Annotated in this window: 11 protein-coding genes; 10 read left to right on the plus strand and 1 reads right to left on the minus strand. The window is 44.5% G+C overall.

Features of this window, described 5'->3' with window-relative positions; all coding sequences use genetic code 11:
- Nucleotides 1–23: 23 nt before the first annotated feature.
- On the minus strand, nt 24–2,318 hold the full coding sequence (locus tag ACYTXU_RS12705; RefSeq protein ID WP_462207152.1) for an Ig-like domain-containing protein: 2,295 nt from the start codon (nt 2,316–2,318) through the stop codon (nt 24–26).
- Between the two features lie 651 nt (nt 2,319–2,969).
- On the opposite strand from ACYTXU_RS12705, the gene ACYTXU_RS12710 reads away from it, so the two are divergent.
- The 10 genes from ACYTXU_RS12710 to ACYTXU_RS12755 all read left to right on the plus strand — a co-directional run bounded on the left by ACYTXU_RS12710 (nt 2,970) and on the right by ACYTXU_RS12755 (nt 12,669).
- Entirely contained in the window at nt 2,970–3,425 is a 456-nt protein-coding gene (locus ACYTXU_RS12710; RefSeq protein ID WP_462207153.1) for a VOC family protein, read from the plus strand.
- Between the two features lie 249 nt (nt 3,426–3,674).
- Nucleotides 3,675–4,250, plus strand: coding sequence for a DUF1287 domain-containing protein (locus ACYTXU_RS12715; RefSeq protein ID WP_462209433.1), 576 nt, complete (start codon nt 3,675–3,677; stop codon nt 4,248–4,250).
- A gap of 50 nt (nt 4,251–4,300) precedes the next feature.
- Nucleotides 4,301–5,020, plus strand: coding sequence for a DUF6920 family protein (locus ACYTXU_RS12720; protein WP_462207154.1), 720 nt, complete (start codon nt 4,301–4,303; stop codon nt 5,018–5,020).
- 85 nt (nt 5,021–5,105) lie between these two features.
- On the plus strand, nt 5,106–5,390 hold the full coding sequence (locus ACYTXU_RS12725; protein WP_462207155.1) for an encapsulin-associated ferritin-like protein: 285 nt from the start codon (nt 5,106–5,108) through the stop codon (nt 5,388–5,390).
- Nucleotides 5,391–5,459: 69 nt separating this feature from the next.
- The gene (locus ACYTXU_RS12730; protein WP_462207156.1) at nt 5,460–6,635 is read left to right on the plus strand and encodes a GGDEF domain-containing protein; all 1,176 of its coding nucleotides are present in this window, start codon (nt 5,460–5,462) and stop codon (nt 6,633–6,635) included.
- Between the two features lie 24 nt (nt 6,636–6,659).
- Nucleotides 6,660–8,066 (plus strand): DUF4041 domain-containing protein, encoded by a 1,407-nt coding sequence (locus ACYTXU_RS12735; protein WP_462207157.1) that lies wholly within the window; start codon nt 6,660–6,662, stop codon nt 8,064–8,066.
- Nucleotides 8,067–8,276: 210 nt separating this feature from the next.
- Complete coding sequence (locus ACYTXU_RS12740) at nt 8,277–9,068, plus strand: PhzF family phenazine biosynthesis protein (RefSeq protein WP_462207158.1); 792 nt, start codon at nt 8,277–8,279, stop codon at nt 9,066–9,068.
- Nucleotides 9,069–9,265: 197 nt separating this feature from the next.
- Nucleotides 9,266–9,715, plus strand: coding sequence for a hypothetical protein (locus ACYTXU_RS12745; RefSeq protein WP_462207159.1), 450 nt, complete (start codon nt 9,266–9,268; stop codon nt 9,713–9,715).
- Nucleotides 9,716–9,732: 17 nt separating this feature from the next.
- Complete coding sequence (locus tag ACYTXU_RS12750) at nt 9,733–10,392, plus strand: NADPH-dependent FMN reductase (protein ID WP_462207161.1); 660 nt, start codon at nt 9,733–9,735, stop codon at nt 10,390–10,392.
- A gap of 153 nt (nt 10,393–10,545) precedes the next feature.
- Nucleotides 10,546–12,669 (plus strand): diguanylate cyclase domain-containing protein, encoded by a 2,124-nt coding sequence (locus ACYTXU_RS12755; protein WP_462207162.1) that lies wholly within the window; start codon nt 10,546–10,548, stop codon nt 12,667–12,669.
- Nucleotide 12,670: the final 1 nt, after the last annotated feature.

Consider the following 12,670-nt stretch of genomic DNA (forward strand, 5'->3'; position numbering starts at 1 on the left):
CTTATTCATTGTCTCGGCTTTCATTACTGAGCCGGGACATTGATGATGGTGTTAACTACCGTCACCGAAGCATTGAGCGACATTGCTCGACCATCCAGGGTTACGATATCGACATTGCCTGAAGTGGAGAAAGAGACACCGGCAGAAGCTATAATCGTTCCTACCATAGTGCCACCGCCAGCTTCATTAATGGTTGCGGAGCTGCCAACCTGCCAGAAAACATTCTTCGCCTGTGCACCATTGATAAGAACGATGCTCTGAGGAAAGGCTGCGCCGGGGCCACCAACGGTTAGCGTAGTTGCCATTTGGAAAACCCACACAGCATTAGCATCGCCTTGTGCGTCTAGCGTCAGATCGCCACCTTCCATCAAGAAAGAACCACTTTCCGAGGTATAGACCCCAGGAGCGAGTACTTCATTGGCAAGGTTGCCTTTAGGACTGCCAAAAGCAGGATCAGGTCCGCCCGGTAAGCCTGCCAGTGCGTTGAATGCATCAATCGCGTCATTGCGAGCAATAGTGGCAGCGTTGCAATTATCAGCATTAACCGCGCCGGATGTTGGTCCGGTGGTGGAGGTGGTGCAGCTGAAGATGACACCGTTTACTGTGCCGTCATTAGACCCAGTAACGGTATAGACGTCATTGTTGGCGTCGCGGAACCCAGTAATCGAACCGGTGGCTGTTGTAGTAGAGCCAAGGTCACCATTAACGATTGTCAGGATACCTTCGTTAGTCATACCGGCTGTACCGGCAAGCATACCGAATGGTACGGCGCTGTTAAGGTCAACAGGCTGTAGGCATTCATTGGTGGCTGGGCCAACATGGAAATTCCAGACAAAATCTTCAACCATGATATTGGCAGGGACTGCAAGGTCCTTAACACCATTCTCACCACCTTTAACCGTGGCAGTATATTCAACGCCATCGAGCAGGTCGTTTTGGGGAGTAAAGGTTGCAATATCGTTAGCACCATCGAGCACGATAGATTGTGCGGTGATAGTGTTAAGCGGAGTATTGGTTTCGAACACTGTGAATGTCACTGAGTTGATGGTATCCGGATCCATTTGCAGGCCAGATGAAACGTCAAAGGTCACATTAACCGTTGCAGTAGGGCAAACACCAACGTCGCCCAGTATCGGGCTTACGGAATTAACCGTGATGTCCGAAGGTGGTAGAGCAGCGGCACTAGTGGTGAAAGTCCATATATAATCACTGGCAGCAGGCAAGGCGGCTTGATTACCTGCCAGGGCATTGCTTGCTAAGTCTGTCGCAGCAATGGTGATGGTCGCAGTATAGGTAGTGTCTGGTTCGAGCTCTGTGCCAACAGGAGTAAGACTGAAGGTTGCAGTTCTGGAGCCAACTGAGTAGCTGACCACGCCATCAGGGGATACGCAAGGTGCTTCGCAGGTTAGGGTGAAAGTACCCGCATCGGTAATCGAGGTAGGTGCCATGTCCTCTGTGAATGTTGCAGAGATGTTGCTATTAATCGGAACGTCGAGTGTCGGACCTGGATCGCTGGTTTCAGGTGCGGTTATAGTCACTCGTGGTCGTGTCACATCAGCCGTTAAACCGGTGGTAAATGACCAGACAAAAGGGTTAGCCATGGTAAGACCGGTTGATAGGCTCTGCCCTGCAGTGACCGTTGCCGTATAAAGAGTGCTTGGTTCAAGCACAGCATCGGGGCTGAAGGTGGCAATTTGATTGGTAGAATCGAGAGCAACAGAACCTGTTGGGCTGGTGCATGGGGCTTCACAAGTCACGACAAAACTGGCACTGCCAGTAAGCGCTACCATGGGTTCGGTAAAGTTAGCGGTAATACCTGTGATATTTACAGGCACGCCAGTAGCATTATTGATCGGAGCAACAGCAGTCACTCGGGGTCTTGCAGCCGTGGAAAAGGTCCAGACCGTTGCTTGCTCCAAGTTTAACCCTGTCTCAAGGCTTTCTGCCCCATCCACTGTGACAGTGTATAAAGTGTTTTCCTCAAGTTCGGAACCGACAGCTAAGGTGTAAGTTGCAATGGTATTTGATGCATCAAGAGACACAGTGCCATTAGGATTGGCACAGGGTGCAGCACAAGTGACCGTAAAGTTACCGGCAGCAAGAGCTGACATAGGTTCACTAAAAGTAACGGTGATACCAGGAGCAATAGGGGATACTAGGGTCGCATTGTCAGCTGGAGTGAAAGCCGTCACCATTGGGGGTAGGGCTGCAGCCGAGTCTGGTCCCAGGATTTCATCCCGGTCACTACAACCAGCCAGAAATACCAGTGTTAATATTGACCACAGCATATGCGTGGCATGTTTATGGAAAAAATTCATTTTTCACCTCCAAGGTGAAATTGCTGTGTGCAATAAGCACACAGGCGAAGTCTGTTATCCAGAGTCGGATAAGCAACAGTTAGGTCAGCAAAAAGAAAAAGTGGTAAATATGTTTCTGTGGATAAATTAGTCTGAGTCATAATTTTCACCTCCATGGCAAAAATCGACGCGCATAGGCGCAGGCACAACACCAATAACTGGGTCGTGGTAAGGTCTAATTAATCAAATGGTGGTGCTGGCTAGAATGAATAGTCAGAGTCATTGATCGCAAAGCGAAAATCAAACTTCTAACTCGTTGATCGAGTTGATAAAACTTAAGAACGGTAGCGCGTTAAATCTACGCTAGCCGAGGGAAAGATAGAGTCTCTCTTGCTTAGCTAATATCCTCTCATAGTGCTGTACAGTCAATAGCATAGTGGAAGAGTTTACATTTGATTTAGCAAGAAAATGATAACTGGCAAATTAGTAGAGGGCCATATTGATGATAGAAGGAAAGTTAGACTCAAATGGTGAGTAACTACCTTTAGAGTTACTGCTGAAATTTATAATTTAATGTAGTAAAACTTGTAAACTAGGCCTTATAAAAATAGTCTGTAACCAGACACCTCATTTTTATGAGGTAAGAAGTAAGCAAGAGCAAGCAAGGAGGTCATGATGAATCAACTTAACAATACCATTCACGGAGTGTACCCTTATCTAAGAGTAAAAGGCGCTGAGGCTGCTGTTGAGTTTTACACTAAAGTATTCGGCGCAAAGGAAAAGTTTCGACTGATTGATCCAAGCGGCAAGATCGGGCATGTGGAACTTGATTTAGGCAACATTGTTCTGATGGTTTCTGATGAGTTTCCGGAATATGATTGTTATGGCCCGGAAGCACCTGGCAAGACCGGTTTTCTATTACACATTCACTGTGATGATTGTGATGAATTAGCCGCGCGGGCTATTGCCGCTGGAGCTACAGTGATTCGAGAAGCAGCGGATCACTTTTATGGTGAGCGCTCTTGTACGATTCGAGATCCCTTTGGTCATGATTGGATGCTGGGACACGAAATCGAGAAAGTAGAACCGGAAGAAATGCAGCGACGTTATGACGCCATGTTTGAATAATAGTGATTGATAACGAACACCAGAATAAAAGGAGAATAGTATGACAAAGAACAGCAGACATATAACGGCATTTATTATTTCCTATTTCATTACGCGATTAGGGTTTTATCTTTTTGGTTATAATCCTTTTGAGCAAACATCATTCTGGATGGGACTTCTTGTGGACTTCGTTATCTGGGTAACGGTGTTTGTTTTAGTGAGTTGGTTATTAAGTAAATTATTTAAGAGTAAGAAAAGCTCATGAAAAAGATGATTCTTATCATCGGCATTGTAATGCCATGCGTCTTATGGGCAAGCACGCAGAGCAAAGAGTTAGTCGATGCAGCGATTGAGCGAACCCAATATGACATCACTTACGACGGTCGCTACCTGGCCATTGATTACCCTAATGGTGATGTGCCAGCCGACATTGGAGTCTGCACCGATGTCGTGATTCGCTCCTACCGCAAACTGGGAATCGATTTACAGCAGGCTGTGCATGAAGACATGCGTGATAGTTTTGATCAGTACCCATCGAAGCGAATTTGGGGATTGAACACTACGGACAAGAATATTGACCATAGGCGGGTACCAAACTTACAAACATTTTTTGCTCGTCATGGCGAAAGTCTTACGATCAGCCAAAGTGCCGATCATTACCAAGCCGGAGATATGGTTTCATGGATGTTGCCGGGAAATTTACCTCATATCGGCATTGTCACAGACCAAAAGGATGCCAAATCTGGAAACCCTCTGATTGTGCATAACATTGGTGCCGGCCCCAAGTTAGAAGACATGTTGTTCGATTATAAAATCACCGGGCACTACCGCTATTTTCCGGAATAAGAAGTAACGCAGTAAATTTTTAATAATAAAGTCAGCAAGGAGTGAGGAAGATGCAACAGAATCAAGCTTGTGTCGATTTTAGTAAACTGGAATCACTGCCTGCCCCTGTTCAACGATACTTCAGGCATGTATTAACCGATGGACAAACCTACATTAACCAGGTAACCATTAACCAAAGCGGTGTGCTTAGAACTAGTACCGACAAGAATAAATGGTTCTCCTTCCGTGCCCAACACAAAGTTTACCCCCCCAGCAAAAGTTTTGAATGGAACGCACGAGTAATATTGTTCCCTGCCTTATGGATTAGCATACGAGACCGCTATCTTGATGGTGTTGGTTCGGGTCAAATAAAACTATTCTCAATCATCCCAGTAGCCAGTGATGGCGGACACATGGAAATCAATTCAGGCGAGCTGCATCGTTATTTAGCGGAAGGTGTCTGGTATCCCACAGCCCTGTTGCCGGAATCAGGAGTAACCTGGACGGCGATTGACGATGAAAAAGCACTGGCCTCAATAACCGTGAACAACATAACCGTCGCACTGGAGTTTACCTTCAAACAAACAGGCGAAGTGGTGGCTGTTTATACCGATGCCCGTTATGGCCAATTTGAGGGCGGCTATCAACAGAAGCCGTGGGAGGGGCATTTCAAAGACTACCATGAGGTTAATGGCATGAAGGTGCCAAGGTATGGCGAGGTCGGTTGGTGGGTTGATGGGCAATATGAACTAGTCTGGAAAGGCGATATGGTCGGTTTAGAGTATCGATAGTCCTATTCTAAGTAGTATTGGGAAATACTCAGCTTTGTAGTATGGTTTAGCAAATTGGTTCAAATAATTGCTTAAGGAGTCAGTCATGGCGAACGAAGGTTATCACGAACCTTATGAAGAATTATCCGACACCACTAAAGATATGCACCGTGCGATTGTTTCCTTAATGGAAGAATTAGAAGCGGTAAATTGGTATAACCAGCGAATTGACTGCTGCAAAGATGACGAGTTAAAAAAAATATTAGAACATAATCGTGACGAAGAAAAAGAACACGCAGCTATGGTGCTTGAGTGGATTAGACGACGCGATCCTAAATTCGATCAACAGCTAAAAGATTATTTATTTACAGAAGAAGAAATTGGCCATTAATTGAAAAAATTAAGCTTAACCGCGAAGAATAATCTGTGACTTTGCGGCAATACATAAAAAGGCAGACCTTTGTCACAACAAAAAAACAATGACATACATTGGCTAACGGGACAATTTCGTTCCAATAGCGATGAGTTACAGTACCGGGATTCTATTGAGAAAAGTGTCCGCTTTGAAACTCGCTTTGCATTGATTGTGGTAGCGGTGTTGTTTGCTTTGTTTGGCATTACCGACTACAACCTGCTGGGCTTAACCCGCGAATATTATCTCTTGTTAACCATGCGCATCGTAGTGGTTAGCTCATGTTTGATTTTAGCATTTATCATTGGACGTAGTGGCGGTTATTCTCGAAAGGTTTGGCTACATGCTTTACCACTGTGGATAGTCGCGACCGGTATTATTCTTATTGTTCCCTTACGCCCAGAAAGCCTCTCCACCCAAGTCACCGCGATAGTGGTGGCGATCATGGCGTTTTACCTACTGATTCCCAACCTGCTAACTGTGTCAGCGTTAGCGAGCCTATATTTAAGTGTCAGCTTTTTAACAGTAGCCGTGGTTTTTGCGGGATTATCATCCGTAGCTACCGTTACTATCGGACTTTTGATAATGGTAGCAAATATCGTCGGTTACACCGCTTTGCTGCGGATAGAATTTCTGCAACGGAGGCAATTTGCGCTACTTAAAGAGGAACGTGAACAAAACAGACATCTGGAAAAAGAAATAACACAGCGGAAATCCCTGGAAGAGCGATTGCGCACGGCTGCTGAAAGTGATGCGCTAACAGGCGTCGATAACCGAGGGCATTTTATGAAGCGGGCCGAATCACTGTTGCAACGTTCTCAATTTGAAAAAGCACCCTTCAGTCTATTCATGATCGATGTCGATCACTTTAAGCGCGTTAACGACACCTGGGGTCACACCTTCGGCGATCTGATTTTAATTAAAATCGTCGAGGTTTGTCAGCAGTCACTACGACCAAGCGATATTATTGGACGCTTTGGCGGAGAAGAATTTATCGTGGGATTGGCGAACACCAATGCAAGCGAAGCTCAAACCATCGCAGAACGCTTAAAAGAAAGTGTCGCTGCGATAAAGCTAGAAGGCGACATGAGCGATCAGCGCCTAAGTGTCACCATTGGTATTTCTGTCGCCAATGAAGAAGATGATCTCGATGCACTTATAACACGAGCAGATAACATGCTATATGTCGGTAAGCGCGAAGGCAGAAATCGGGTAGTGATTTAAGGATAGTTATTTGGGAGAATCAACTTGGAATATTTGCAAGAAATGTTTACGAATCCTCAAGGGATAGGACTGATAATAGTTCTCATAGCTTCTGTAATTACAGGTCTTGTATGTAGGTACTCTATAAATAAACAAAAGCTGAAATACAGCACTCTTCTCAAAGAAGAAAGGGAAAAGTATCTAAAAGCTATTGAGTCTGAAAGAAATAGATTCGCCCATATAATCTCTGAAGAAGATGAGGTGGACAGACTAAGGAAAGAAGCTGTTAAAATTTCAGAAAAAATAACAGAGTTACGATCGGATTATAAAGAGAAATACATACTTTTTAAAAGTCTAAAGGAAACGTTGTCTATATATGATGAACGCCTAGCCTTTGCTGAACTTGGAGTCTATGAACCGCACTTTGATTACCAAGATAGCGAAAAGTATAAAGAAAAAATTAAAGAGACACGAGAACGACAAAAGAAGATGCTTTCTGATAAAGAAGCTACTATCTGTCCGACAAACTGGCTTGTGGATAATAGTTTATCTAAGGGGAAAACACTAATTAATCGACAGGTTCGTTTGACGATGAGGGCTTTTAACAATGAATGCGAGGCTGCGATTGCTAATACACGCTGGAATAATGTAAAAGCGATGGACAAGAGGATCAGAAAGGCGGCAGAGGCAATTAATAAAGCAAATGCATCAATGGGAATAGAAATCACTGATGAGTACATTAGCTTGAAGTTAGAAGAGCTTTTCCTTACTCATGAATACCGGGAGCAGTTAAAAATCGAAAGGGATGAGAGAGCCCAACGCGCTAGGGAAGAAAGAGAGGAAAAAAGGCTTTTAGCAGAAGTAAAAGAAGCAGAAAAGAAAGAAAGAGAATACCAGAAAATGCTGGCAAGGGCTCGTGATGAGGCTGGCTCAAATATGGCTAATGAGGCCCTTAAGGAAAAAGTAAAAGAGTTGGAGAATAGATTAGCTGAAGCTCATGAACAGAGCGAACGAGCAAGAGCAATGGCGCAGATAACACGTTCAGGTTATGTATATATAATTTCAAATGTAGGCTCATTTGGCGAGGATGTTGTAAAAATAGGTCTCACACGCAGGATAGATCCGGATGATCGTGTTCGTGAACTTGGAGATGCAAGTGTACCGTTTACATTTGACACTCATGCAATGATATATAGTGAGGAAGCACCATCTCTAGAGGCGGCATTACATAATGAATTTGAGGATCGCCGAGTAAATATGGCGAATATGAGAAAAGAGTTTTTCCGAGTTACTCTTGATGAAGTTGAGGCGGCGGTAGAGCGATTGGCGCCAAATGCAAACTTCTTCAAAGATCGTGAGGCGCAAGATTGGCATGAAACAATGGCACGAAGAAATCAGATGCTCGCTGAGGAACAAAATTTAAACAAGGATTACTTCCCGGAGCAAATTTAGATAAGTAGTTTATAACAGTAGGGTGCGTCGTGACGCACCGTTTAGGTCCAAGGATTGTTCAATAGCAGATAGGATGGGTTAGCATTTATGCGTAACCCATCAATGTAGTAAGCGATGGGTTACGCATAAATGCTAACCCATCCTATAAAGAGCCAGAAAACTTTAGACTTACAAACTATAAATTATAAATTAGGTAAGAAGAGGAATTATATGACTGTCGAGATGCATGTGGTTGATGCCTTTACTGGTGAGTTGTTTAAGGGCAATGCTGCGGCGGTGGTTATGACTGATGAGTGGCTTGATGATGATTTGATGTTGTCGATTGCTGCTGAGAATAATCTTTCAGAAACGGCTTTTCTTAAACCTGTTAAAAATAATCATTATGAGATTCGTTGGTTCTCGCCTTTAACCGAGATTGATTTTTGTGGTCATGCGACCATGGCTTCAGCGTTTGTGGTGTTCCTCAAAAATAATGAATTAACAGAGGTGATTTTCAGTGCGGAAGCCGTGGGCGATCTGACGGTCACTCGACAGGCCGATGGCATGATCGATATGAGTTTTCCGAATCGAAAACCGGAGCCGGTCGGCGATGTGCCACAGGCTTTGTTGGATGGCTTGTCAAAGGGTCCTCGTCAGATATTACGCAATGAGCAGGCATATTTTGCAATTTATGATGATGAAGAATCTGTCAGATTGATGGAATACGATAGTGAGCAGCTAAAGCAGTTGGCACCTTATGATGTGGTGGTTTCAGCGCCGGGCAAAGATTATGATTTTGTATCACGCTATTTTTGGCCAGCTAATGGGGGTGATGAAGATCCGGTGACGGGTTCGATTCATGCCGGGCTTGCGCCTTATTGGGCGGAAAAAATGGGTAAGCAGGAGCTGGTTGCTTTTCAGGCCTCGCAGCGCGGTGGTGTGGTCAATTGTAGACTAGTGGGTGATAGGGTGCATGTGGCGGGTAAGGCGGTGTTGTATTTGGAAGGTCAGATCGCCATTTAGCTTAAGTTCAGAAAGCCGAAGGTATGCTTAATATCGAATAGTTAAGGGAAGTAAACCTTTTCTCGTTACTAATCCTCTTGGTAAGTGAGTCTAGTCTCTTTTAACACATTTACAAAAGTCACTGGATCCCGCGGTCTAGCCGCGGGATGACAAAGCAGGGGCTAAATTGATTAGAAAGCTAAACAAAGGAGTTCGTTATGAAGACTAGTAATAAATTAACTGCTGTTGCATTGGGGATGTCTCTGTTATTTGGTAGTGGTATGGCGTTAGCTCATGGCACTGACAAAGAATCTACTCAGGAAGACGCAACCGTTCAGGACAATGCACGCGGGATTGAAAAGTCTGATATTAAGCGTGGTATGAAAGTTGAAAAACAAGCCGCCACCCAAGATGATTCCACCAAGCGCGCAGGCGATCCGATTCCTGATATTGATATTACACTGGACCAGGCACAAAGCGTTTGTCAGGCAGGTTCGGATTGTGATGATGGCAGCGCATCAGCTGAGCATGTGGTACAGCAAAAAGCTGGCGCAAAATTTAAGGCGGGTAAAGCCTTGGCTGAAACCGTAAAGCAAGTAGATGACGGTGGTGATGATGTTGATCATATTGATGAAGACAGCGATGATGACGGTCTGCTGGATCAATAACTCATGCTAGAGACTTTATGAAATATTTACTCTTTCTCGGCACGGTGCGAGACAGCGCACCTCCCAAGCCTGCGCGACTCGGACTTAGAGTCGCCAGGGCCTGTTTAAAACATCTGCAAGCATTCCAGTCGGAACATGACGTGGAACTGATTGATCCCATGGATTATGAACTGGGAGCTCCTTTCAAACCTCAATTTTCCTATGCAGCAGGCCAGGCTCCCAAAGAGCTTGATGAGTTGGCGGATAAAATTAAGAAGGCAGACGGCTATATTATGGTCAGCCCTGAATACAATCACAGCATGAGCCCGGCCTTGTCTCACCTGCTTAATCATTTTGGTAGTTCACTATTTTCCTATAAACCAAGCGTTATCGTGACTTATTCTGCCGGACAATGGGGCGGCGTTCGAGCTGCCATGTCCATGCGCGGAATACTGTCTGAATTAGGTTGTCTGCCAGTCTCAGCCATGACTAATATCCCGAAGGCTCAGGAAGTTTTCGATGAAGACGGTAGTTTCCAGGAGGGGCAGAATCAACAGCGCTGGGATAATTACCTCGCGCGAGGATTTTTGCAATTGGAATGGTGGGCGCAGGCCACTAAACAGCATCGAGCAAAAATCAATCCTGATGAAGTGATCCTGGCTTTTAAAAAGGACCCTTCGCAACGCAATGCACCCTGAAAAGTAATAAAGCAAAAAAGAGTGCATGAAAAATGACCAATCAAATGATATAACTAAGGTCAGGGTTGGAAGCAATCGATATAAAATGGAAAAAAGATAGCCAATAGGGAATTCGATTACGAATAAAAACTATTTGTAAATTATGGGGGCGCTATGGCTAATCTGGACAGACAGACACTTCAATCTCAGCCGGTTAAATCAAGGGATCGTCAGCAAATTAAAAGCTATTCCGAAATAAGGTCATACACCAATACTAGCCTTTTCTTAAGAAAACTATCTATTCTGTTACTAACAAGCATCAGTCTACTAATACTTGTTACTACTTCACCGCAAGCAAAAGCAGAAACCTATCAAGATATCATCCAAAATATTGGACTTAATGGCCGTGTATCACCTCAGATGGTGCTTAACCGGTTAGAGTGGGCAGACGCCATTCCGGATGAGCGCTCACCATTGGAAGAACGAGCAAAATACCAAATGTGGTTGGGAAAATTTGCCGCCCTGTCATCACAAATAGATAAGGCTCGGGATGCACAAAAGAAGCTCGAAGCCTTTGCCAGCGAGAGAAGTTGCGAGGTTTGTGAAGCCGGTGCTCTGATAGTGCGTGGTTATGCGGCAGCAAGAAGCAATAACATTCCAGAACTGGAGCTGGTTGTGAATCGATTGGCTCCATCACAAGACGCCCCATTAATTTATCTTCAACATCTTGAGCTGAAAGCTTATGCCTATAACTCACAATCAATGATCCCAGAAATCATTGAAGTGGCGCTTGAGGCTGCGGAATTAGCCGAGAGTTTAAATAGGCCCTCTGATCATATTCGTGCTCTTAATTATCTAGTATTGGCCAATATTCATCGTCGCGATCTGGATCGAGCGATGAGTCTTGCAACTGAGGCCAATGATAAAGCAAAGCAGATCGATGATATTGAGCAGGTCATTAATACTCGAAGCAACCAGGGCTGGGTCTATGCCCTACAGGGTGACTTTGAAAAGCAAGCCGAATGTCTGAAGGAAGTACTGGAGCTGACGGAAAAACATACCACCGATAAAATCCAGGCATTAACGGTACGAGTCAACTTGTCGCATAATTATCTTGAGCAGGAAAAATTTGAACAGGTTATTGAATACGCCGATCAGGCGATAGAGCTGGCAGATGAAATTGAGCATAAGGTGGGTCGTGCGGTTGCAATGCATAACAAAGCAGCAGCCATAGCATTATCAACCGATAAAGAAGGTGGTATTGCGCTATTAAAAGAAGCTATCGCTCTGGCAGAAGAACAACAATCTAAATCCTATGCGCTGGATATGTACCGTTCTCTAGCTCAATTGTATGAAGAGTTTAATGAGCACGAAAATGCCGTAGAGTCCTACAAGAAAATTATCGAACTTGAATCTGAAATCATAAAGTCAGAACGAGAAGATGCGGTTCAGGCAATGCAGGAACAATACGAAACGGAAAAAAAGAATCGCGAGATTGAGCGACTTTCCTTAGAAAAAGTAGCGGCTGATGCTGAGATTGCGGAAAAGAATGCTCGGCAAAAGCTGTGGATTGCATTAGCCTTTGTATTTTTACTGATAGCAGTCATCCTCGTTCAGTGGCTGCGAACCAGTCGTAAGCGCAATAAAGATTTAGCCGATGATAATGTGCAATTAACTGAGCAAACCGATCGTGATCCGCTAACAGGAGCCTATAATCGTCGTTTTCTGCAAAAGACTATGCAAGAACTTCATCAGAAATTAAAGAATCTTGATCGCCCCGGTCGAGCTGATGACATCATGGGCATTATATTGCTGGATGTGGATTTCTTTAAAAAAGTTAATGATACCTATGGTCATGCGGTTGGTGATGCGGTGTTGGTTGAGATGACTAAGCGTTTTAGAAAGCTGTTGCGCGAACGAGATATGGTGGTGCGCTGGGGTGGAGAAGAGTTTGTGCTGTTGTTGCCGAATATCAATGGTGCTTTATGCAACGTTGCTGATCGGGTGATAAAAAAGATTGGTAAAGAAACCTTTAACTTTGAAGGGCAGCAGTTAAGAATTACTATTTCAGCTGGTTGTGTAACCTGGCCAGCTTTTGAAGAGCAGAGCTGGGAAGAAGCACTGCATCTGGCCGATATGGCTGCCTATCTGTCAAAGTCTGGGGGGCGAAATCGTGCTACCTGCATTACCAGAATTGATAGGGAGGCAAACAATAAAGAGTTGGCTGAAGATTTATTGGAAGCTGAGAAGAAATCCTGGATAGAGCTAACCAGAATAGAAGGACCGCGAGAAGAGTAGT

The organism is Kangiella sp. M94 (genome assembly GCF_054926195.1).